Source organism: Marinococcus sp. LNSP9103-4 (genome assembly GCF_056034345.1).
Genome location: NZ_JBQLIA010000019.1, coordinates 1 through 22,944 on the forward strand (window position 1 = coordinate 1; position 22,944 = coordinate 22,944).

A 22,944-nucleotide genomic window follows, 5' to 3' on the forward strand; every position below is an offset into this window, starting at 1 on the left:
CCCGGTTCGCGGCGGGCGGGAGGCAGGGGCTTTTTTCCGTGGACCTCGCGGTCCCGGTGAATTTCGGCGTCCAGTTGCGCCTGGTAGGCCCGGGCTTCGGCCGCCAAATGAACCCGGTCAAATTTTTTCTTGTTGGCGTTCGCTTTCACGTTGGTGGCATCGATATAAAAGACGGACGGATCCACAAAGCCGGCGGCCACGGCTTCTCCCAGCACGCGTTCAAACATCGCTTCGAACAACCCGCTGTCCCGAAACCGGCGCGTGTAGTTTTTGCCGAAGGTGGAGAAATGCGGCACAGGCTCCAGGAGGTCCAAACCGAGGAACCATCGGTAGGCCACATTCGTTTCGATCTCCCGAACCGTCTGACGCATGGAGCGAATGCCGAACAAATACTGGAGCAGCACCATTTTCACCAGCCGAACCGGGTCAATACTCGGCCGGCCGATGGGGGCATAGAGGGATGCGACTTCGTCGTAGATAAAGGAAAAATCCAGCGCGGCTTCGATTTGGCGGACCAGGTGGTCCGCGGGCACTAACTGATCCAACTGAATGGTCGCTTCCCGGTAACGAGCTTCTTCCGAATTCCGCCTCATCATGCGCCATAACCCCTTTCCAGGCTATTTCTTTTTATCATAGCATAAAAAACTGCCGACACGCTCTAAAATTAGAGCCATTGTCGACAGTCTGAGCACTCCTTCATATTTAGGAGTGCTTTCATATTCACATCTAATTCCTTACATAATCTTTTGCTTTGAATGTAATAAAGAAAGTGATTAATAAACCTGCTGCTGCGAATGTTAACATCACCGTCTGAATACTGATGCCCATCGTGTTAAGCATACTCACTGCGCCGTATGCAATTGGGTCAAAACCGTTCATCGCAAGGAATATGATACTCATTACTCTTCCCATCAAACGGTTGTCTGTCTGTTCTTGTGCTGCAGTGAAAAATGGGATATAAACAAATGACATCGCGAAACCGATAAAGAAGACGATCACGGTAAGAATCGTTAAATCTGCTATCTGACTGAACAATAGAGCTGCAATAAGTGATCCAAACAGCCCTAGCACCGACGTTAACCCTTTTTTGTTTATATTAACAAAACTTAAAATCATTGTACTGAGCAACATCCCGATCATTTGTGCTGATTCCAGTATACTCAAGTTAATCGGTGTGCCGTCATATAATTCAACAATAATGGGAATTGCGATATGCAATGCTCCAAAAACAAAGAAATTCATCGTTATCAGAACAAATATTCCAATCATCAAAAATCGGTTTTGTCTTAAATATGAAAAACCTTCTTTAAAATTCTGAAACGGTGTCGCTTTACCTATATCTTCCGCTGGTTTTTCTTTAATAAACGGCGGGAACACAAATATAGCTGAGAGGAATACTAATATTGTCGCTGCTAAATAACTCATCTCTATACTTCCCACTTGCATTACAATCCCTGCAATTATCGGTCCACCAATAAAGGCCAATTGATCCGTACCCTGAAGATTAGCATTCGCTTTTTGCAGTTGATCTCTTTCGACAATTTTAGGAATCATTGATGAACTCGCCGGTCCAAAAAAGGCATCCAATGTACCGAACAAGCCGGACAGAATTAATAACCAGACTAAATTTAGACTATCTGTAAACAGCAGGGTGAACAGCCCAAGCAGTAAAAACCCCTGAATCAGATTGCTAAAAAACATAATCGTCGTTTTCTTATATTTATCAGCAAGGAGGCCGCCGAATGTCATCATAAGCAGTCTTGGCACTGTGATTGCTATTAGAAGTAACCCCAGTGACCCTGAACCCATTACCGTTACCGCATACCATGTCGTCGTTGTCAGAAATACACTGAAACCGAGTACTGCAAATATCCCAGCAATTAATAAGAGATTGAATGTGCGGTTCCTGAGTAAGGACTTATTTTTATTCATCTTATTTTCTCCTGTAACTTATCAGTAATTTAAATATTTTTCCGTTTGTGCTTAATGCTGAATTTCTCAAATACAGACACTTCTTACCAGACTGGATCTATTCCGTGCTCGAAAAATGCAAAGCCTTCCATATTTCCTTCTAAGTCATTAAACATTTCTGCACTTTTAAATACTTTCTCTGCGCGCGCTCTTCGATCATGTTCGTAATAATAAAAAGCGTCTTCGTAGTCATTATCACGCAGCATTTTTGCTAAATACATCGCATCTTCAAGCGCTAATGTCGTTCCCATGCCTGTATGCGGATCTGTAGTATGCAGTGCATCTCCTATTAATACGACACGACCATGCGAATAGTGCTTCATTAAGTCAATTTTATAGAGCGGTTTGGCAATAACATGGTTTGTCGCCATTATTAATTGACTGATCGGTGCTTCCCAATCCTCAAACCTGGCAGCCATGTCGGCTTTCAATTCTTCAACTGGTTTTTTTTCGAAGTCTTTTTTCGGTAATTTCTTTGGCTCTGTTGAAACAAGTGACCATGAAATTTCATCATCCGACGGTTGGTGTTTTGATACAAAGAAAACATCTTTATCTCCTAAATACATCAGTGATGTATCTGAAGTGAAATACTCCGCATATTCACCAATATCTTCTTTGGCAATCATACCGAACACGCCCGTTTTTCCGGCATACTGTAAAGGATTCGCAGGGAACGGGAATAATCTCTCTCTCGTTTTAGACTTAACACCATCTGCCCCGATTAAAATAGAGCCAAAGTCTTCAGTGCCATCTTCAAAAGTAACCGATACTCCGTCTTTCTTTTGAGTAAATTCTTTAAGACGTTTTCCGAAACGAATATCAATATCCTGTCTTAAAACCTCCTCGTACAGTACATCGATCAGATGATATCTCGCAGCATTTACCACAGGCGGTATTTCCTCTAGATCCATATTTTCCAAATCCATTGCTGCCAAATCCTCTTCACTTATTAAAGAATTATTATCTTTATCCAGTAATGCTATATCAACTAAGTTATGAGTCTTGTTTTCAATTTCTTCGCTGAGTCCAAGCATCCCAAACATATTCAGCCCACTTGGATGAATTACGAAATGGCCCCCAGCTTTTCTGTATTCCTGAGCCTGTTCATATAATACACTTTCAATATTTGCCTTTTTTAAAAACAGTGCCATTGCTAGACCAGCAATGCCGCCCCCGTTAATGATTACTTTATTTTTCATATAAATTGCTCCTTTCAAATAAAAAGATAACATTATTCGGACGTTCGGTCAATTAATTTGTGCGAAATAGTTAAAATCGCTGAATAGTTTTTTATTAACACGTATAATGAGGTTTAAGATGATTAAATAAGGCAGAGTTTGGAGGACATTATGAGCAGACCAACTGGCGTTAACAGTGCAGATACTAAAAAACTCATTGCGGATACCGCAACGAGGTTATTTGAACACAAAGGCTACAATGCTGCTTCCATGGGCGACATTAAAAATGAAACGCGCTTCAGCAAAGGTACGATATATTATCACTTTAAAAATAAAGAGGAATTATACTTATATTGTATTAAGCAGGTTTCTGAAGAATTTATTACAAACTGGGAAATTAAATCAAAAGCTTATCAGTCCGCTGAAGAACAATTATATATATGGTCCGAACTGAATCATTTGATGCAGGAAAAGCCGATTATGAACACTATTCATGAATATTTCATATCTACTGAGAAAAATAGTTATGAGATTGTAACTGAACTGTACGAACCCGAATTTGAAATTGTCCAAGAGATTTTAGAAAACGGAGTAAAACAAGGTGAGTTTGACAAAAAGCTGAATATTTATGATACGGCGGTTCTATTGTATAACTTTATATCCTCTCTCGAGAACGCAGTGTTGTTTGGCTATAAAGATGGTGAGGAGCAGAAAAACTTATATAAACATGCCGTTGATTTAATCCTGCCTGGGTTGAAATAGAAAAAGCACAGCACTTCCCATCTTTTGGGGAGTGCTTTTTCATATTAAATTTTAAAGAAAAAGCCACTGCTATATTGTCGTCTTTTATGTTTAGTCGTTTAAGTTAATGAAAAATCGAGATAAACACCTAGCTTTTTTAATCGAACGGTCGAATAAGTTCATCAAGGGAAAGGTCTAGCAGCGTGGCTAAGGCTTCAGCTTCCCGGAAACCGATATTTGGCACTCGGTTGGCTTCATAGGCTTCGTAGACAGACTTCGATAAGAGACACATGGTACAGACGTCTTTCACGGTTAAATCTTTCGAGGTGCGGGCGTGAACCAGTAGATCACCAATGTAATGAGGGGAACGAGCGTCCCGGATAGGTTTATTCATTTATAATGACCTCCAATTTTTTTCGATCGTTCGAGGGCTTGTCCGGCATCGGTGAGGGACGATGCATACATAATAATGCCGCCGCCATACCGATCTTTAAGGGTATCGAGCGTCTGGTTCAAGGACGAACGATCGTCCACGTCCTCGAATAAACTTAATTGTCGGTGAGAATCGGGTTCGACTTTTTCTAACGCTAAGCCGATGCGCCGGACAGATGTGCCAAGCCAATGCCGATCAAACAGCTTCTGGCAGGCGTCATATAGCACTTGGCCGTCATTAGTTGCTATATGGAGTGTTAGTTGCCGGGAAAAACCCACCGGGTTTTCATATGTGCCGCCAACGCTTAAAGAAACGTGATGCCCAATCAATCGTTCGTCCCGGGTGCGGCGAGCCACTTCTTCGGATAATTCGCGCAATACCACCATAAGGTCAGCCCGTAGATGATAGTCTCTCGGCAGGGTCATGCCGTGGCCGATTCGCTTTGTTTGTTGATGGGTGTCCGGGGTGACGGGAGACGGGTCGATGCCGTTCGCATACTGCCACAATAGCTCCCCGTTGATGCCCCACCGATGCTGTAATTCTTCCACCGGGTAATTTGCTAAATGACCGATCTTGCGGATGCCCGTCTGGAAGAAGTGTTTTTCCATGCGGTTTCCTACGCCAAACAGCTCCCCAATCGCAAACGGCCAAAAGTTGTCTGACAGATGCTGTTTGTGTAACTGAAAAATGCCGCTGGGACGTTTTTTCGCTTGAAGATCACACGCACTCTTGGCAAGAATTTTATTTTCTCCGATGCCAATGCGGGCATAGATGCCGAATTGTCGCAGGATGGCTTTTTGCAGACATGTAGCCGTGTGTTCGGGCCGGGATTGATGAACGGTTCCGGTGAGTTCAAGAAATGATTCATCCACGGAGAACGGCTCCACTTGATCGGTATAGGTTAACAACAGTTCATTAATCTGTGTGGAAATGTCGATGTACAGTTGCATCCGGGGTTTGAGGACCGTGACCTGGGGGCATTTCTCTTTGGCTTCGCCCAAGGCTTGGGCCGTCTTGATGCCGTAGCTTTTCGCCACTGGACAGGCGGCCAGAATCACACCACTGCGCCGGTCCGGGTCCCCGGCCACGACCACCGGATGCTGGGATAGGCGAGGATGATAGACCTTTTCGACAGACGCATAAAAACTCATCATGTCGATGAGAAACACCACTCGTTTCATCGGCTTTCCCTCCTTTTATTCCTGCCACGCCACGGCTTTGAGATGGGATAAGGGGATCGACAAGACAGCTCCCTGTACTTGAAGCCAGATCTGCGGCGGGTCGTCCCGAAAACGGGCCACGTAGCCCGTAACGGTATAAAACTGCCCGTCCTGCCAATAGGTCACATCCAACAGCCACGTATACGCCATGCCGTCATGAATCATCTGCATATATTCCTCGACCATCTGGCCGTCCAGGTCGGGCGGCTCCTGCCATGTTTGGGCTTCCTGCCGTTGTAACCATTGCTTGCGCCATTCGGGTAAGATCATGCGGCTACTTTCCCACCGGAGATTGCTGTTAGGCGTTAGTTTGTTTGGTTTCATGGGTAGCACGTCCTTTCGTTACTACTAAGTATACACGAACAAACGTTCTCTTAAACAGGAATATTTTCCCTCTATCAAGTTTTCTTGACTCTTTGTCTCATTGTTTAATTGTTTCTTTAAATCTTATGAACATTGCATGATTGTATTATTGATTCAAATCGTTCGGTGTTTTAGGCATAGCGGTTTCTCGTCCGCTATAATGGGGAGAACCAATCCATCATCATAAATGAGGGATAGATATGAATAACGAATGGAATGTGGACCAACTGAAAAAGAATATTACCCATGGAGCCAAACAATTGTTAGTGGTGAGTGCCGTGTTAATGGTTTTGTCGTTATCTGCACCCTGGGTCCAGCAGTGGCTATCATGGGTAGCTATCGTAGGGGTCATTTTGCTTCTGGCCATACTAACCTTTATCAAGGTGATCCAGGTGATAAGGTGGCAGAAACGCATCAATGAAATTTTGAGGAAAAGATGAGAGAATAGAAAAAGGATAAACATGGAAATGATTGCTGTTGTGGTAACAGGCACTTTCTTCCGAATGTATCCGATGGGAAGGTTCAGGCCAATCACGAGGAAGCTGCGAAAGCGAAAATCAAAAGCCTGTATGTCGAAGGATTATATATACCAAAGAACAAGAAATCGACATTTTAAAATCAGAAAAACAATAAATCATTTTATTGGAGGATGACGATCATGTTTGGACGAAAAAAAGAACAACAAGACCAACGGTTTTATCTCAAACACAAGAACAGTATTTCATTTCTTGGGGAAGTTTCCATTATTGTTGATCGAGAAACCGGCATTAACTATATCAATTCGTCCATAGGGAATGGAAACGGTTTAACCGTTCTATTAGATGAAGAAGGCAAACCGGTTCGAGATCAAACATAGATAGGGCTAGAAAAAGAAAGGTGGGAGAAAGGGATTGGATAACGTACGAGGCGGATTGATTTTACTATTCGTATTGATTGCAGCAGTTCATTTTAGTGGTGCTTATGTGTTCCCCCTATGGTTTATGTTATTTCTCCCGGCATTGGGGATACTAACCAACATACTCATTAGTAGGTATGAAAGAGATAAAGAAAAAGCCCCAAATGAATAGAGAGAAAAAGTATTTAAAGAAAGAAGTGCTGGGAACGCCTCTTTCGATCATTAATAAGATGATTGAGTGTATAGATGGTTCAAAAATAAAGAAAGAGAGATGAATGATGCAGGATACCAATATTACTTCATTTGAAGATATACATATAGAACAGGCGATAGACTTATTAATCGAAAGTTTTTCAAACTACCCTTGGTTTGAAAATTGGTCCTATGATTTTGCGAAAGCACGTATCCATGATATGTACTTTTCGAATAGTTTTCGTGGCTTGGCCTATATACATGAAGGGGAAGTAGTTGGGTTTGCCATAGGTAATCTGGAATATTGGGAACAAAACGTCATTTACTACTTAAATGAGTTATGTGTAAGATCTGATTATAAAAATAAGTATATAGGTTCCGAATTGATGCAAGAAATAGAAAAAATTCTAAAGACAGAAAAAGTAGATCAAATTTATTTATCCACCATTCAAGAAGTGGGGAGTCCAGAATCCTTTTTTCGTAAACAAGGATACAATAAGAATAAGAAAAGAATTGTTATGGAAAAGAATTTATAAAACTCGGTATGCTTAATAATTATTTATACTAAGGCGGTTTTTAATATTGTTAATCAAAGGACTTAATCATTTTCTATTTTCTGTATCTGATTTAGATGCTTCTATTCAATTTTATCAAGAAGTTTTTGAAGCCAAATTATTAGTGAAAGGGAGAAATACTGCTTATTTCGATTTAAATGGTATGTGGCTTGCTCTTAATCTTGAAAAACATATACCTCGTAACGAGATAGACCAATCGTACACGCATATTGCTTTTTCCATTGAAGAATCAGATTTTGATCTAGCATACGAAAGGTTAATAAATTTGGATGTAAATATATTGCCAGGCCGTCCTAGAGACGAGAAAGATAAAAAATCAATTTATTTTACTGACCCGGACGGGCATAAATTTGAATTTCATACAGGAACGTTGGAAAATAGATTGAATTATTATAAGAAGGACAAAAAACATATGGAATTTTTTGATTCATAAAAGATAGAAAGGAAGAAACCTATGCGCTGGAAAACTAGGCAGGCCACGGTCGAAGATATACCTTTTTTATGGGACATGCTTTACGAAGCAATTTATGTTCCCGAAGGACAGGCTTCTCCTTCACGGAATGTGCTAAAAGAACCGAGCATTGCTCGTTTTCTTGAAGCATGGGGAAGAGAAGGAGACGAAGGACGAATTGTTGTAGATGAAGAGCAAGGCCATCAACCCATAGGAGCTGTATGGGTACGCCAATTTAACGAAGCTAATAAAACCTATGGTTATATTTCTCAGCACGTTCCGGTATTGTGTGGCATGGCCGTACGTCCATTATATCGTGGATATGGCGTTGGTACGTTACTTTTAAAAGAAATGATACACCAATTAACGGAACAAGGATTTACAGAGCTTTCATTAAGTGTTGATGAAGATAACCCTGCGTACAAACTATATGAAAAGCATGGCTTCAAACGAATAAATAAGACAGGGACGTCTTGGAACATGAAAGCAAATATCAATTAAGTATGTATAGTAAAGAGGTATTTCTAAAAGTATCTCTTTAAATTTTTTAAGCATTTATGGTTCATTTGGGTATACCCAAAAGGACTAAAGAGAAATGCTGGCATATCAATATTTTTTAAGGTTCTTTTAAATGGTTCATTTACATAAGAAATAAAAAGGAAGATAATGTAAGAGTGATGGAAGAAAGAAAGGAAGGTTAGCATGAGAATTGGTGACATTATTTTCGCCGTAGTTGTAAATATTCCGGTCATGGTGATTATGGCAATTTTCCTCATGTCGGATACTTTTACCCTGCCCCCTATCCCTCTGCAAAGTCCGAAAGCCATTTTTAACGTTCTCTGGACCATCATCCTATTAATTACGTTAGCAACAACGGCTATGTTGTTCTTTGTCAAAAAAAATAATGAACTTACGGTAAGGTTCGGTTTAATGGGTAGTGTCGTATTATTTCTACTTGCTAGCAATATCCAATTACTCTCCGAATAACAGCTGTAAGCCAATACTTTTTCTACTAAAATAAGAAGCGTGAAAAGAAGCGATAAAGAAAAGAGGGATTTTGTGATACTCATTGGTAATATTTTGGTTTTGATCTTGCTCGGGTTCATACTTGTTCACTTTTACCGAAAAGCTGAATGGGTATGGTTTACTATTACCTGTTTATTTGCGGTGCTTGGTGTGGTGAATATCATCCTCTATGGATTGGATGTAGAGGGTTCAATCACAACGACCATCGAGACACTGGAAACCATCTTTAGTATTTTATGGAGCATCGCTATGGTGATGATGGTGGCGGCCACGGCGTACTTGTTTTGGGTGAAGAAAAATGAAGAACTCGCCGTAAAGTTTGGCATAACAGGAATCGTATTATTAATGATGGTGTTTATCGCCAAAGAACTTATTCCCGTCTAACAGGGAAAATATAATAAGAGAAAAGGGAGCGACATCATGGAAGGCTTATCTATTTCAATGCTTATAACAGCCGTGATCGTACTGATCGTTCTCATGTTCCTGGGGCAAGGCGTTTTGTATCTCTACCGATGGTGGCAGAAGAAACGAGAGTTCCAACGTATCATGGCGAGCGGCCTTCCTTATATTGACCAGATGGACGGGGTACAGTTCGAGCATTTTTTGGTCGAGCTGTTCCGTCAACTGCAATATAAGACGAAAGGCTCGAAGGCGTCTCACGATTACGGAGCGGATCTTCTATTGGATAAAGACCACCGCATTGTCGTACAGGCGAAACGATACGGCATCCATAACAGGGTCGGGTTAAAAGCGGTGCAAGAGGTGTATTTTGCTCAAACCTATTTTGAAGCTAAGGAAGCATGGGTACTAACCAACAGCTTGTTCACCCAAAGCGCCAGAAACGGAGCGGAAAAAACGGGTGTGAAGCTATTTGATCGAGAGGACTTGCAGCAGTGGCTTTTGCAGGTAAATCCGGCTCTGGATGCCAAGACCGTATATGAAACCGTGAAGCCCAAAGAGCGGAAATGTCCGGCGTGTGGTGGCCTTATGGAAAAGCGTACATCGAAGCATGGGGCGTTCATGGGATGCAATCATTATCCGACCTGTACGCACACCGAACCGATCAATGCGAAGAAATAAGCAAAGGAGAACAAGCGCATGGCTGGCAAAAACATCGGTTACGCAAGAGTAAGCACGAATGAGCAAAATTTAGAACGGCAAATGCAATTACTCCGGGAAGCCGGATGCGAAAAAATCTTCACGGATAAAGATTCCGGACGACAAATGAAACGCAAAGGATGGGAAGAAGCCAAAGCCATTTTACGGGAAGAAGATACGTTATTCATCCATGACCTCAACCGGCTTGGCCGGAGCATGGAAGGCATCAAAGAAGAATGGGAAGTCTTAACGAAAATGAAAGTGCATATTGTGGTGTTAAATATGCCGATCTTAGATACCCGAAGATATGGGGAAATGGAAATAGTTGGACAGATGGTGATGAACCTCTTAAAAGAAGTCTTTGCATGGATGGCCGAAGAACAATGGAAGCAACGAAAAGAAGCCCAAGATCAAGGCATAGCGATTGCAAAAGCGCAAGGAAAGTACAAAGGCCGTCAAACCGAATTTAGTCCCGAAGGCAAGCATCGGGACAAATACTATATGATTCTGGACCTTCTGGCGAAAGGATACGGCCAACAGGAAATAGCCAAACGGATGAACTGCGGGCTGTCTACGGTCAAACGAATTAAGAAAAGAGAGAGCCTTTAAAATTTTAAGCACCGTAATTTAAATAAAGGAGTGAATGTCTTGTCTCTCTTCCTACAAGGTATACTATATATAATTATAGTTGGAATGATACAAGCTATAATAGCTTGGTTTTTAAACAAAGGGGTTCAAAAATCTAACCAAAAACTAGCAAATTCTTATGAGAAAGAAATGCAAAACTTTTCTAGATTTGCAGATAAAACTCACGAAGTATACGCTGAATTATATAATAAGATGGTTAATGCACGCATAGAGTGCGAAACTTTAGCCAAAAGAACTTTTGAAGGTCGAGAAACCTATAATGCAAGAGAAATACAACGAAAAAAAACAAGTGAGAAGCAAGCAGAATTTATGAGGTTTTTATCCCAAAAAGCTGTATATCTTAGTCCTAAAATCGAACAAGAGGCGCAAGTTACAGGGCAAAAAATAATTTATTTTATTAGTGCTGAAATCGAACGTATAAAAATTGATAAGGGAAATCATCCAGATCATCGAGAAAGAGAAGCCCCCGTTAAGGAAGTAGAAGAAATTGAAGAGAAAATACAGAGTATAAAACAAAAAATGAGAATTGAACTTTCTAAAGGCTTTCCTAATACATTAAAAGATGAGGAAGTAAATGTATCAAAATGGTACAAGAGATGGTTAAAGAACCTCATAAATTAAACATTTATTACTCTAATTTGAACTAAGGAAATCCGAAGTTTCCTTAGAAAGGACGAGGATCTATTCATATAGGTTATTGATACAGAAAAAAGACAAATTGAATAATTGCATTATTGTATGATTGTTTTATTTTATGTATTACAAACAAGCATTTCAGCTCTTTACGAAGCTGAGATGCTTGTTTGTGTTGTGAGGAGCTGTTAATAATCGTGATTATGTTAAGAGGGCATTTTTCCACAAAATAATATGACAATTTTATAGCAGTGATTGTTTTCTCGTGGTATTTTTCTTCCAATGGAAGAGCCTCCTATAAGCAATTATATTTCTAAAAATACATATAGCGTAGTTAATGACAAATGTAACTAGGTAAGACTTTAAAATGACGGGATAATTGACTTATAAAGAAACGGGAAAGGAGCGCCAGGAATGGATATAGCAAACCTTCAGAAGATTGTAAAAAGGTATGGGGAGACTATAGTTCTCGACCATGTGGATTTTAATATAGGCGAAGGAGAGATTGTGGGGCTGCTTGGACCGAATGGTGCTGGTAAGACCACCTTAATTCAGATGTTAACAGGGATGATTTCCTATGAGAGAGGAAGTACAGCGTTGTTTGGAGACTCTGAGAATCCGTTTTCTCGTCGGAATAAAGAGCGAATCGGACTGGTTACCCAGGAGATTACGGTTTTTGAAGAACTAACGGCAAAAGAGAACTTACAATTTTTCGCCGGTGTTTACGGTTTAAAGGGAGCAACAAAGAAGCAAAGGGTGGAAGAAGCATTGGATTTTGTAGGATTAAGCGATAGATCCAATGAGATTCCAAAAAAATTTTCGGGGGGGGATGAAAAGAAGGTTAAATATTGCCTGTGCGTTAACACATCGGCCAGAATTTCTCATTATGGATGAGCCCACGGTCGGGATTGATCCGCAATCCAGACATTATATTTTGGAAGCCGTGAAGAAACTGCGGGAGAACGGCACCACCATTTTATATACTACTCATTATATGGAAGAAGTTCAGGCAATTGCATCAAAAGTTGTCATTATGGATCAGGGGCAGATCATTAAAGAAGGTACCGTAGAAGAATTGATCCAAACCATTCAGCATGAAGAGAAAGTTAAAATCGATGTAACGGAGGCAGGATTGGTCCCGCTCTCTAAACTGGAAGAAATTACTGGAGTGAAGCAGGCAAGTGTTTCCGGGAGCCAGCTCCTTATCATCTCAGAAGCTAACATGGGAAATTTGGATCGGATTTTGTCTGTGGTCAAAGAGCATGTCGGGGTACTTGGCATTCAGGCGGATAAACCGAATTTAGAAGACGTGTTTTTAACGTTAACAGGAAAACAGTTGCGCGATAAGGCGGGAGAAGAATGAGAGTCATTTCTACGGTTCCCTTTACTTTTTTGCGTATAATCAGGGATTATATGGCGCTTCTGCTGTTACTTGTTGTGCCCATTGTGCTGCTTACTGTTTTTTCTTTTATTCTTCAAGGCGTAACGACAGACACTGGGGTACCTTATTTCCATGAAAACGCGATTATTATGGTATTGGTCTTTCAGCTGTTTGGCGGCAGTTTCGTAATGTATTATATTCACGCTGATTTTTTCACGGTGAGAAAACAACGGATCTACCTCCTGCCGTTCAACCGAACATTATATGCGTTTTCGATCATGTTGGGCGGCATCGTGTATTCCATTTTGCTGGGCATTATTTTAATGGCTTATTCCCAATTTGTTCTTGGAGCGGATTGGGGAAACTGGCTTTGGTCGGTGTATGTCATTTTTTTAATGGCCTTACTCTCCAGTATTGTATGTCTCATTTTCACGTTTTCCGTGAAAAATTTTACGGTGGCGGAACGCTTAAGTGAAGTGTATGGTGTTGGTTTTGTCATATTGGCAGGGTTATTCTTTCCCATGCCCGAGAACGCATTTTTTGAATTTATAAATTCCTACGCTAATCCCTTAACTTTATCTACCGAGGCTATTTACAGCATGAACGACTCTAATACAGGAAAAGCGTGGTTTCAGTCAACTATTATATTAGCGGCATCAGCGGTACTTTTTATGGTGATGCTTCTTTTAGGAAAGAAGAAAATGCGATGACGATATTTCAAGTTGCTTTAAAAAGAAGCTTCCGTAATAAAACCAATCTTATTTTTCTTACACTGTTTCCTGTGGGAGCTATATTTCTGCCGTCCGGTGAGGAGTGGCCGTTCTTGCCTTACGGGTATCAGTATTTCGGGATTATTATTCTTTTTGTCGGAATCCGCCTTGCCTCCATTATTCTGGAAGACCGGGAAAAAGGGGTGGTTAAACGTCTTGCGGCTGCTCCTATTACGAATTTTGAGTATTTATGCCAGAACCTGCTTGCTTTTTCGATTATTATGATTCTTCAGTGTCTTCTGATTGTTTATGGCGGGGTGCTTTATGGACAGGAGCTTTATCGGCCGGGAGCCCTCCTGGTATTGTTCATTTCCTTTAGTTTTACGGCGCTCGCTGCGGCTTTGGCATGGATTTCTTTATATCGCAGCAAGGAAAGTTCCTTTCTTGCCTACATGTCCATCATTTTTCTTGTGGTTATCCTGGGCGGGCTAATCGTGCCTGTAGAGATGTTTCCCGATGTGTTAAAACGGATAGCGGTTATCTTTCCCACGTACTGGCTGAGTCAAGGGCTGGACTGGGTGGTACTTGGTGAAGAGCTTTCTAAATTTCTGATGATACATGGTGTATTATGGTTATATACGTTCATTTTTATTGTGATCGGCAGTGTCAGAAGGATTAATTAAGCTGGGAGGAAAAAGGATGAGGGAGGCAGTGAAACCACAATATTTTATACTTGGATGGAGATTATTAAATATCATGGTACTCTTTCATATTTGGATTATTGGGGATGCCACACCCTCTTCCTTTATCCTAATTCTTTTGCTGCTGTTCATGGGGAGCCTGCGTTGGCGTTTTTACCTGCCGGCTTGGACGGTTGTCTTCGATCTCTTTTTCTGCCTTTTATATTTCCCAGCTGCTATCAGTCATTATGGTTTGGCAATCCCATTGTTTGAGCTTGTTCTAAAAGGGAAATGGATTTTCTTTTTGTTACTCCTGGTAAGCGGTGTAATACTTCTTCCTTCTTTAGAGTTTATCGTCTGGTACTTTCTGTCCGCCTTTCTATTTGGCTCTTTTGCCTATGTGGTGAGGAAAAACCAACAGATTCACCGGAAAGAATTGGATGAGTCGCGAGAGTCTAAACATGAGTTGGAGCGTTTGAAATCTGATTTACTAAAAGCAGGACATTCCACTTCTCAACACGCTCAGCTTTTGGAAAGAAACCGGATAGCTCGACAGCTGCATGACCATCTTGGTCATGATTTAACCGGGGCTTCTCTTGCTATTCAAGCTTACGAACATGTGGAAGATCCAAAAGAAGCCAAACAACTACTGGAAGAAGTGAAATGCCGGATAGAGCGGAGCACCATTCATTTACGTGAAACGGTACATAATATGTCTACCACTGCGATGGCAGGAGTGGAAAGAATGGATAAGATTGTAGATGATTTCCCTCAGTTGGACATTTGTTTTAAAAAATACGGGGATATGAACCGGGTGCCGGCTTTTATATGGACCCTCTTGGAATCTTGCTTAAAAGAGGCGGTGACCAATACGGTAAGACACAGCGATGCAACTAACGTGATGATTGACTTACAAGTGACAGATACCATTGCAAGGATAAGCATTCAGGATGATGGAAGCAGCGAAAACCATAAGAGGCAGCGGCTAGGAAGCGGATTGAGAAGCTTGCAATTAAGGGCCTGCGCATTGGACGGAAATTTATCAATCAGTAATGACGATGGTTTTTTGGTAGTTTGTGTTCTTCCATTGAAGGAAGGGGAGGATAATTAGTGAAGCTGATCATTGTGGATGATGATCCATTGGTATGCCAAAGCTTATCACTGTTGCTTGGAAAAGAAGCCGATATTTCCGTTATTGGCTCAGCGTATAATGGGAAGGAAGCGATCGCTCTGTGCCGGGAGGATATCGACATTGTTTTAATGGATATTCAAATGCCGGTAATGGGCGGGATTGAGAGTACAAAAAAGATAAAAGAAAGGTTCCCGGGTGTTCAAATTATGATGCTTACGACGTTTCGTGATGAGCAAAACATTCGAGACGCCTTAAATAAGGGAGCGGCAGGCTATATACTTAAATCCACTCCGGCGGAAAAAATAGCCGATCAAATCAGAGCGTTAAAAACAGGGGCCACGATTTTGGATCCAGAAGTGTTTAAGACCGTCATGGAACCGGAGAGCCTCCCTTTAGAAGGTTTAACTGAGCGGGAAGTCGATATTGTAAAATGCGTGGCCCAAGGATTGTCGAACAAGGAAATCAGTGAAGAACTTTATTTGAGCACGGGGACCGTGAGGAACATGCTTTCTATTATTCTAGATAAACTCGAACTACGTGATCGCACGCAGCTCGCCATAAACTACTGGCAGCGAAAGAAATAAGCGCAATGCTTGGAACGTCATGGTTTTTGTCGAAAAGCGTTTGGATATGCTGAAGCCGATAATAAAGATACTATGATCGGTGAACATAAGTTGGTTCCATTTAATTTATTAAAAATTTCATGGACCGTAATGTTTATTTTATTATAACTATTATTTAAATCCTAAGGAAAGCGGGCATTTCTTCAGAAATGACATGGGAAAAAGTATCTTTTTTTCAAGAGGTGATTTTCCTTTTATTGGATGATACCATGACAGAAGAACAACCAAGAGAGAGGAAACGTGATGAACGAACAACTGTGGTTTCTCGTGGAACTGTTTTCCAGCTTATTGCTGCTGGCGGTAGGGATGGCCTTCACGATGAAAATAACGCGACAGTGGTACGTGAAGCGTAATGGCCAGGATCGTCCCAAAGCCTACGCGAATGAGACCCATCGAAATGTCACGCGTTGGTTTACCGTGGGTATCGCTTTTCTTACCGTGTCGCTCATGAACCTCGGAAAATGGCCGGGCTACCTTACGCTCCTTGTTGTTATTTTTCCTTTGTGCTCCCTGTATCTGGCGTTTGGGACCTATCAATGGAAAAAGGAGAGTAATAATAACGATGATTATTGGTATGATTGGTGGATCTTAGGAGGAATCTTCGTGTGGCTAATGTTGCTCATGATGGGCAGGCAATGGTTAGAGATCTGACAGTTTCTACAAAAAGGAGTAGGGGATAATGGAAAACATCGATGAGCCTATCAGGGAGGAATCGTTAATAAAGTATGCCAATCTTGCGGTACGAATGGGAATCAATGTCCAGAAGAATCAAATAGTGGTGATCCATAGTGATATCAAGCACGCAGCATTTGCTCGTTTCGTCCAACGGGCAGCCTATGAGGCGGGGGCTTCCCATGTCGTCATGGACTGGAGTGATGAAGGATCGACCCAGGCCTTTTATCTTCATGTTGCCGAGGAAGCCATCGATCATGTTCCTGATTGGAAGCAGGCTCGTGTTAACGAATGGGAAAATGCGGGTGCTGCTTATATCCATCTCATTTCTGAAAGCTTCGATGTCTTTGCGGATGTTTCTCCTGAACGGATTGCCCGTCATCAAAAGGCTTATCGCACCAAACTGGAGAGGTATTATGCCAAAATGAGATCCCACGAGGTGCGTTGGTGCCTACTGGCTGTTCCGTCCTTCGCCTGGGCGGCGAAAGTATTTCCTCATCTAAAGAAAGAAGAAGCGCTGCAGTCGTTATGGCACATTCTCTTACGCGGGGCCCGGGCCGATGGAAACCATCCCATCGAAGACTGGGAAAACCATGACAGAGCTTTCGAGTCCCGGAAAACGTTTCTCAACGATCGTCAGTTTGACGCTTTGCATTTTACCAATAGCCAGGGGACCGATTTGGTCGTCGGCATGCCGAACAATCACGTCTTTATCGGCGGGGGTGTGACAGACATCAAGGGAATCCCGTTCTTCCCAAACATCCCGACAGAGGAAATATTTTCAGCTCCCCATAAAAACAAGGTAAGTGGCAGACTCGTAGCGACGAAACCGCTTGTCTATGGGGGAAGAGTGATCGAGGATGTTTCCCTCACCTTTCAAGAGGGACGAATTACGTCCTGTGCTGCGACCCATGGCCAGGAAGCATTGCAACGTCTCCTCGAAACCGACGAAGGTGCTTCTTATTTAGGGGAAATTGCTCTGGTTTCGAGCGATTCGCCTCTTGCCCAGACGAAGACGCTTTTCTACAATACCTTGTTCGATGAAAATACGGCCTGCCATATTGGCATCGGCAACGCCTCGCCTTCCAATCTTCAACAGGGTAGCAACCTATCGGAGCAAGCGTTAGAAAAAGCAGGACTGAACACGTCTCTCCTGTCGGTTAATATTGCTTTTGGTACCGAAGATATGAAAGTGATCGGTATCGAAGAAGACGGAACAGAAGTCTTATTAATGGAAAACGGTGTTTTTCAATTCTAGTCCCGAGGGTTAGGTGGTATGAAATCATTCTTTTCCTGTGAATCTATCTTTATAGTACTCCTCCCAAAAAGTACGCTTTTTGAGAGGGCCCCTTTATATGTAACAAGGCTTGCTGGTTCCTTCCAGCAAGCCTTGTTGTTCCCAATTTCGCTTGAATAAACATGGAAATTTTTAGTATTTAAAAAGGGATACTTAAAACATACGAAATTCCCACCTCATTTGAAAGGTGAGGATTATTTGACGCTTACCTTTATAGGCTCTTAACATCATTATACATTCCGGGAATGCAGGATGTAAGCTCCAATTCAGTAAGAATAAATCTTTTAAAAAACCCTTGTAGATGACGTTACGTAATATGATTTAATCAATATAGAGGTGAGAGTAATATGTCTGAAAAATTATATACGGTCGGTGAATTGGCTAGATTGTCTAAAGTAACCATTAGAACTATTCAATATTACGATAAAATTAATTTGCTTGAAGCGAAAAGAGATGAGAAGAAAAACCTACGGTATTATTCCAAAACAGATTTAATGACACTTCAGCAAATCTTATTTTACAAACGTCTTGGCTTTCCGCTAAAAGAGATTAAAAATCGGCTGATAAATTTTGATGAAGCAACTGATATCAAACAAATTTTGAAAAATCAGGCAGACATCCTCTTTCAGCAGGAAATGGAAATCAAAGCGAATCTTACTATCATTGAGGCAGTTAACGCGTCCATTGATACGAATCCCGGTCAGAACCTGGAACCCATCATGGAACTTGTACTTGGCTTGAATAAGCAGACGATTCTTGATTACGCGAATATTGAATTCGATGAGAAAACGAAAGAATTGTTTGATGATAAATACGGTGATTACAATGAAGTCATTAAAATTTACTGGCATTGGAAACAGCTTGTCCTAGAAGCAGCTTCTTATAAGCTTAATAACATCCATCTGAAGGATCAGACCAGACTCCAATTTGGTAGAAAATGGAATGATTTTACAAAAAGTATATCGGATGAAAATTCTGACGCAATCATGGCGTTTGAAAAGGGGAAGGAAGAAAGCGATAAATGGCCAAAGGAAGATCTGTTCTTATATAACTTTTCAAAGGATTTCATAAAGGAGGCATATAACTATTATCTAAAAAAGGGTGATACACGTGATTAAACTAGAAAAACTGACCAAAATTTATGGCAATGACACTGCCGTTGACCATTTAAGTCTGAGTCTTAAATCTGGAGTCGTTACAGGATTTCTCGGCCCGAATGGATCGGGAAAATCAACAACAATGAAGATGATTATTTCTCTCGTTAAACCTACTCATGGAACAGTGCTTGTCGATGGGAAAAAATACAGGGATTTTCCAGAACCAATTAAACAGGTTGGGACATTGATCGAGCCGTCTGCATTGGATATAAACCTCACAGCTAAAAAGCATTTGTCCATTATTGCTTCTGCGGCAAATATTGACGCAGAAAGAGTCAGTGAAATGCTGAAAATTACTGGTCTGGAAAATGTCCAAAATAAAAAGGTGAAATCCTATTCCCTTGGGATGAAACAGAGACTAGGTGTTGCAACTGCTCTAATCAGCAATCCGAATACGATCATTTTTGACGAGCCCTTTAATGGGCTGGACGTTGACGGAATAAAATGGCTCCGTCATCTTTTTAAGCGACTTGCAGATAATGGGAAAGCCGTAATTGTTTCTAGTCACTTAATGACTGAGATTCAGACAGTTGCTGACCGGGTTGTTATCATTGGACAGGGAAAATTGCTGGCAGATATGACGATAGAGGACATGAATCAAAAAAGCATAAGCTCCTATGTTTATGTTGAAGCAAATGACATGGAAAAATTAAAAAAGGTCATGCAGGAAAAAGAGGCAATAATTCAGCAGCACAATGAAGGACTCAAAGTACGCAACTTAGAGGCAAAACAGATTGGAGAGTTGGCACATGATTACCGAATCATCCTGTATGAACTTCAAAAAGTAAAGCCTTCCCTGGAGGATTTATTCACAGAAATTACCGAAGGGAAAGCAGATTATGTTTCACAAGGAGTTGAAGATAAATAATGAACCTCATTAAAGCAGACTTTAAAAAAGTCTTCTACCTGCCAAACCATAGATATTTTTTAGTAGCTGTAATATTATTAAGCCTCCTAATTGGAGCAATCTTTTTATTCACCATTGGGATTACACAAGGTAAAAGTTTGACAGAGCTTTCCTCTACTGAAGTTATAGATATCACACTCCTTGGTATGGATGTCGCGGCAATTATGCTGATCCTATTCACAAGTATTTTTATCTTTAAAGATCTGTCACCCGGAGCAGTTCACATAAACTTGGCGATTACCCCTGCCCGAAGGAAGTATTTTCTTTCCAAAGTTACGTTTATATCTATTCTTTCCATAACTATTAGCATCATATTATTATCGATGTTTTTACTTTTGGATCAATTCGTTTTATCTACAAATAATATGGATGGGACACCGATTGTTAATAAAAATATAATCACGAAAATCATTGGTTCTGTCATGATGGTTGTATTCTACAGCATACTAAGTGCTGCAGGAGCATTTTATATGCATTCAGCAGGAGGAGGAACAACTTTTGCATTAGGTGTCATGTTTCTTCCCGCATTGATTAAAATGTTCCCTGCAGATATTTCTGATCTACTACTCCCAGTTTTCCCTGAAAATTCCCTGCATGCTTTTATCGATATAAATTCAGCGAGTGGATCACTAACAAGGGCAACGCTTATTCTCCTGGCGTGGATAATTATTTCTTGTTTTGCAGGATTATGGAGGTTTAAAAGAGTTGATTATTGATATTAAAAATAGAATTAAAAAATGGCAGGTAACTTTAGTTTCAAAAAAGCCCTGCTAATTTTTTCAGTTACGCAAAATATTTTACGCTCTCCCAATAAAGGGCTATACCGATTTTATTGGGAAGAGGAATAACGATATATTGAATTAATAGCTCTTCTACCAATAATCGTTAAAGAGCCAATCATAATAAATAATTTAGAAGATCGATTAGCTCTTCGAATCCTTTTAGGAAAGAGAGCTTTTAATAGAAAGGTTTGTTCAAGACGTTGCAAAAGGTACACGTTTTGACACGCACAAAAACCCTGGCAACATCCATGCTTTTTTCCTGCCAAAATATCTAAAAACGATTGGGGTAGGTGCCATAATAAAAGCGATACAAAAATTTACATAACCAATTGAAAAAAGATTTGTTCATTTGATTTTTTCACCCATTTGTATTACAATGTATTACAAAGGAGGGAGACGTCATGTCTACCATTTCGTTACGCATGAATGAGGAGGAAGAGAAATTAATTAAAGAATATGCTAAAGCCCATAACGTTAGTCTATCCGAATTATTTCGTTCGTCCGTTTTAGAGCAGATTGAAAATGATATTGACTTGAAGCTTTATCATCAAGCCCTACAAGAACATCATGAGGATCCAAGCGATATTTCTTTCGATGAGATGATGAAGGAATTAGACGTAAACAAATGACCGAATACGAAGTACGATTTGAAAAAAGAGCACAAAAATCATTAAAAAAAATGGATAAGCATCAGGCGGGGATGCTTATGGCTTGGATTCATAAAAACTTAGTGGGTACGACTACCCCTCGAGCGCATGGAAAAGGATTAACGGCAAACAGAGCTGGAGAATGGCGATATCGCGTAGGCGATCATCGAATTATAGCCCACATCGATGATGAAAAGATTATCATTTTAATTTTAGAAATCGGTCATCGCCGTGATATTTATAAATAAAACAGCGAAGGATGCTTTTTTCTCAAAAAGTGGCCATGGACTGCCGATAATGTGCATTATGTTGAGCAAAAAGATGATGTAATGAATATTGGCCAAAGCTACCGAGCACCAATATCAAGATATCCGTGTTGAGATAAGGAATTTCAGCATTGGTAAGCTGGCTTATTATCAGAAGTGCGGGTTCTCCGAATGAAGCGTCCATTGAACGGTTTTTGGTTAGCCGTTTTGACGCCTATAACTAAAAGTTTTCCACCCGCTTCCATTTGGGGTTCGCCCAGGCTCAACATCAATTGGAAGACGTGTTTCAATGGCAGGGTCAACTTTACGGCTGGAAAAGGAAAGCCGTTTACACAAAATTATTGACGGTCCCTCGGATCTTTTAAGTTGAAAAAGTTATAAATTGTAACTGTTTATTAATCCAAAAAATCCCGGGAACTCTTATACATTTAAGAGTCCCCGGGATTTAGCGTTACCTAATAAAAAAATTCTTGAACTGGGAGTAGTTTAATGAATGTCCGTAAGTATTTCTATCTATGGGCTAGGTTAAAGTTCATTTTCATACTGAAGAGGCCTTTTGTTCGAAGTGGAAGGAATAACGATCCACCGATTATAACGGTCAATCAAAAAACCAATGCCGAACATAAACGCTATAGTGCCTATTCCTAAACCAATTACTTTGCTCTGAGAAAGTATAATAGCGAAACTGATAGAAACGGGAATAGCCGTACAAAGTATCGTTCCCACCGTATAATTGTTCATCATTTTTCCAAATGCTTTTAGCAGATAGTCGGAAGGTAAATAAACAGAACTTGATTGAAAATAAATACAGACAGCAACAGCCACAAAATTGAGTCCAATGAATAAGTATCCGAAGCGTGAGCCCGGATTTTCAGGGATATAAATTATGTGATGAAGGTACATAAATAAGTCGATAAATATTCCAAAAACAAATGCAAGAGCGATACTTTGAATAATCATGGCCAGGGTAAACTGGATTTTCATCAAATAACTAAGCAAAAAGGAACAAAGGTTTAAAAAAATAATACAGACCCCGATGGACCAGGGGGAAACGGAAGCAAGATTTTCGCCGGCGGCAGCCCATGGGGCGCTCCCTAAATTAGCTGTAATCATAAAACTATTCCCTAGAGCATTTAAAGTAATCGAACAAATAAACCACATCATGTTTACAGATGTCCTTTTCATTATAACCTCCAGAGATACGATGTTTTTTACTGAAGCTATTTTTGTACGTTTTTGGTATAGGCCGAAAAGGGATTAAGCCTC

The 22,944-nt window shown here is 40.7% G+C and carries 29 protein-coding genes and 2 pseudogenes; 24 read left to right on the plus strand and 7 right to left on the minus strand.

Features of this window, described 5'->3' with window-relative positions; translation table 11 throughout:
* The 3 genes from ACTRXG_RS12435 to ACTRXG_RS12445 form a co-directional block, all read right to left on the minus strand.
* Positions 1-596, minus strand: a 596-nt coding sequence (locus ACTRXG_RS12435) for a transposase (protein WP_474285260.1), incomplete at its 3' end; no start/stop codon positions are given.
* 130 nt (positions 597-726) lie between these two features.
* Positions 727-1,932 (minus strand): MFS transporter, encoded by a 1,206-nt coding sequence (locus tag ACTRXG_RS12440; RefSeq protein WP_474285261.1) that lies wholly within the window; start codon positions 1,930-1,932, stop codon positions 727-729.
* An 83-nt stretch (positions 1,933-2,015) separates the two neighbouring features.
* Positions 2,016-3,170, minus strand: coding sequence for an FAD-dependent oxidoreductase (locus tag ACTRXG_RS12445; RefSeq protein WP_474285262.1), 1,155 nt, complete (start codon positions 3,168-3,170; stop codon positions 2,016-2,018).
* Between the two features lie 150 nt (positions 3,171-3,320).
* Between ACTRXG_RS12445 and ACTRXG_RS12450 the strand changes: the two genes are divergently transcribed.
* Positions 3,321-3,911: a TetR/AcrR family transcriptional regulator gene (locus tag ACTRXG_RS12450; protein ID WP_474285264.1), complete on the plus strand. Its 591-nt coding sequence runs from the start codon at positions 3,321-3,323 to the stop codon at positions 3,909-3,911.
* Between the two features lie 136 nt (positions 3,912-4,047).
* Here the strand turns inward: ACTRXG_RS12450 and ACTRXG_RS12455 are convergent, their stop codons facing one another.
* From ACTRXG_RS12455 to ACTRXG_RS12465, 3 genes are read right to left on the minus strand one after another with little or no spacing between them, the layout of a single operon-like run.
* The gene (locus ACTRXG_RS12455) at positions 4,048-4,284 is read right to left on the minus strand and encodes a helix-turn-helix domain-containing protein (protein ID WP_474285266.1); all 237 of its coding nucleotides are present in this window, start codon (positions 4,282-4,284) and stop codon (positions 4,048-4,050) included.
* Positions 4,281-5,504: a DNA polymerase IV gene (locus ACTRXG_RS12460; protein WP_474285267.1), complete on the minus strand. Its 1,224-nt coding sequence runs from the start codon at positions 5,502-5,504 to the stop codon at positions 4,281-4,283. Before ACTRXG_RS12460 ends, ACTRXG_RS12455 begins: the two co-directional genes overlap by 4 nt.
* A gap of 15 nt (positions 5,505-5,519) precedes the next feature.
* Positions 5,520-5,867, minus strand: coding sequence for a YolD-like family protein (locus ACTRXG_RS12465; protein WP_474285269.1), 348 nt, complete (start codon positions 5,865-5,867; stop codon positions 5,520-5,522).
* 239 nt (positions 5,868-6,106) lie between these two features.
* On the opposite strand from ACTRXG_RS12465, the gene ACTRXG_RS12470 reads away from it, so the two are divergent.
* From ACTRXG_RS12470 to ACTRXG_RS12580, 23 genes and pseudogenes are all read left to right on the plus strand, one after another.
* Positions 6,107-6,346 carry a hypothetical protein gene (locus tag ACTRXG_RS12470; protein ID WP_474285271.1) on the plus strand — a complete coding sequence of 80 codons (240 nt, stop codon included), beginning with the start codon at positions 6,107-6,109 and terminating at the stop codon, positions 6,344-6,346.
* A gap of 218 nt (positions 6,347-6,564) precedes the next feature.
* Complete coding sequence (locus tag ACTRXG_RS12475) at positions 6,565-6,762, plus strand: DUF6440 family protein (RefSeq protein WP_474285272.1); 198 nt, start codon at positions 6,565-6,567, stop codon at positions 6,760-6,762.
* A gap of 314 nt (positions 6,763-7,076) precedes the next feature.
* Entirely contained in the window at positions 7,077-7,529 is a 453-nt protein-coding gene (locus ACTRXG_RS12480; protein WP_474285274.1) for a GNAT family N-acetyltransferase, read from the plus strand.
* Positions 7,530-7,575: 46 nt separating this feature from the next.
* Entirely contained in the window at positions 7,576-8,001 is a 426-nt protein-coding gene (fosM, locus tag ACTRXG_RS12485) for a FosM family fosfomycin resistance protein (protein WP_474285275.1), read from the plus strand.
* Positions 8,002-8,022: 21 nt separating this feature from the next.
* Positions 8,023-8,520: an N-acetyltransferase family protein gene (locus tag ACTRXG_RS12490; RefSeq protein WP_474285276.1), complete on the plus strand. Its 498-nt coding sequence runs from the start codon at positions 8,023-8,025 to the stop codon at positions 8,518-8,520.
* Positions 8,521-8,721: 201 nt separating this feature from the next.
* A complete protein-coding gene (locus ACTRXG_RS12495) occupies positions 8,722-9,006 on the plus strand; it encodes a hypothetical protein (RefSeq protein ID WP_474285277.1) in 285 nt (94 codons plus the stop codon).
* 192 nt (positions 9,007-9,198) lie between these two features.
* Positions 9,199-9,429 (plus strand): hypothetical protein, encoded by a 231-nt coding sequence (locus tag ACTRXG_RS12500; RefSeq protein WP_474285279.1) that lies wholly within the window; start codon positions 9,199-9,201, stop codon positions 9,427-9,429.
* A 57-nt stretch (positions 9,430-9,486) separates the two neighbouring features.
* On the plus strand, positions 9,487-10,125 hold the full coding sequence (locus ACTRXG_RS12505) for a restriction endonuclease (RefSeq protein ID WP_474285281.1): 639 nt from the start codon (positions 9,487-9,489) through the stop codon (positions 10,123-10,125).
* 18 nt (positions 10,126-10,143) lie between these two features.
* On the plus strand, positions 10,144-10,752 hold the full coding sequence (locus tag ACTRXG_RS12510) for a recombinase family protein (protein ID WP_474285283.1): 609 nt from the start codon (positions 10,144-10,146) through the stop codon (positions 10,750-10,752).
* Between the two features lie 39 nt (positions 10,753-10,791).
* Complete coding sequence (locus ACTRXG_RS12515) at positions 10,792-11,412, plus strand: hypothetical protein (protein WP_474285285.1); 621 nt, start codon at positions 10,792-10,794, stop codon at positions 11,410-11,412.
* A 426-nt stretch (positions 11,413-11,838) separates the two neighbouring features.
* Positions 11,839-12,787 (plus strand): annotated as a pseudogene (locus ACTRXG_RS12520) (ABC transporter ATP-binding protein).
* Complete coding sequence (locus ACTRXG_RS12525; RefSeq protein WP_474285286.1) at positions 12,784-13,515, plus strand: ABC transporter permease; 732 nt, start codon at positions 12,784-12,786, stop codon at positions 13,513-13,515. Before ACTRXG_RS12520 ends, ACTRXG_RS12525 begins: the two are co-directional and overlap by 4 nt.
* The gene (locus ACTRXG_RS12530) at positions 13,512-14,198 is read left to right on the plus strand and encodes an ABC transporter permease (RefSeq protein WP_474285287.1); all 687 of its coding nucleotides are present in this window, start codon (positions 13,512-13,514) and stop codon (positions 14,196-14,198) included. Before ACTRXG_RS12525 ends, ACTRXG_RS12530 begins: the two co-directional genes overlap by 4 nt.
* A gap of 16 nt (positions 14,199-14,214) precedes the next feature.
* Positions 14,215-15,306 (plus strand): sensor histidine kinase, encoded by a 1,092-nt coding sequence (locus ACTRXG_RS12535; RefSeq protein WP_474285288.1) that lies wholly within the window; start codon positions 14,215-14,217, stop codon positions 15,304-15,306.
* Positions 15,306-15,911, plus strand: coding sequence for a response regulator transcription factor (locus ACTRXG_RS12540; protein WP_474285290.1), 606 nt, complete (start codon positions 15,306-15,308; stop codon positions 15,909-15,911). The genes ACTRXG_RS12535 and ACTRXG_RS12540 overlap by 1 nt, the downstream gene beginning before the upstream one ends.
* 282 nt (positions 15,912-16,193) lie before the next feature.
* Positions 16,194-16,601 (plus strand): hypothetical protein, encoded by a 408-nt coding sequence (locus tag ACTRXG_RS12545; RefSeq protein WP_474285291.1) that lies wholly within the window; start codon positions 16,194-16,196, stop codon positions 16,599-16,601.
* Between the two features lie 28 nt (positions 16,602-16,629).
* Positions 16,630-17,880, plus strand: coding sequence for an aminopeptidase (locus ACTRXG_RS12550; protein ID WP_474285292.1), 1,251 nt, complete (start codon positions 16,630-16,632; stop codon positions 17,878-17,880).
* A gap of 386 nt (positions 17,881-18,266) precedes the next feature.
* On the plus strand, positions 18,267-19,037 hold the full coding sequence (locus ACTRXG_RS12555) for a MerR family transcriptional regulator (RefSeq protein WP_474285294.1): 771 nt from the start codon (positions 18,267-18,269) through the stop codon (positions 19,035-19,037).
* Positions 19,030-19,944 (plus strand): ABC transporter ATP-binding protein, encoded by a 915-nt coding sequence (locus tag ACTRXG_RS12560; RefSeq protein ID WP_474285295.1) that lies wholly within the window; start codon positions 19,030-19,032, stop codon positions 19,942-19,944. The genes ACTRXG_RS12555 and ACTRXG_RS12560 overlap by 8 nt, the downstream gene beginning before the upstream one ends.
* On the plus strand, positions 19,944-20,699 hold the full coding sequence (locus tag ACTRXG_RS12565; protein ID WP_474285297.1) for a hypothetical protein: 756 nt from the start codon (positions 19,944-19,946) through the stop codon (positions 20,697-20,699). The genes ACTRXG_RS12560 and ACTRXG_RS12565 overlap by 1 nt, the downstream gene beginning before the upstream one ends.
* Before the next feature lie 467 nt (positions 20,700-21,166).
* Positions 21,167-21,394: a type II toxin-antitoxin system RelB family antitoxin gene (gene relB / locus ACTRXG_RS12570; protein WP_474285298.1), complete on the plus strand. Its 228-nt coding sequence runs from the start codon at positions 21,167-21,169 to the stop codon at positions 21,392-21,394.
* Positions 21,391-21,660, plus strand: a complete 270-nt coding sequence (locus tag ACTRXG_RS12575) for a type II toxin-antitoxin system RelE family toxin (RefSeq protein ID WP_474285299.1) — start codon at positions 21,391-21,393, stop codon at positions 21,658-21,660. Before relB ends, ACTRXG_RS12575 begins: the two co-directional genes overlap by 4 nt.
* Positions 21,661-21,845: 185 nt before the next feature.
* Positions 21,846-21,977: pseudogene (locus ACTRXG_RS12580) on the plus strand (IS256 family transposase); the annotation flags it as partial.
* 226 nt (positions 21,978-22,203) lie between these two features.
* On the opposite strand, the gene ACTRXG_RS12585 reads toward ACTRXG_RS12580, so the two are convergent.
* On the minus strand, positions 22,204-22,863 hold the full coding sequence (locus ACTRXG_RS12585) for a YczE/YyaS/YitT family protein (protein WP_474285301.1): 660 nt from the start codon (positions 22,861-22,863) through the stop codon (positions 22,204-22,206).
* Between the last annotated feature and the right edge of the window lie 81 nt (positions 22,864-22,944).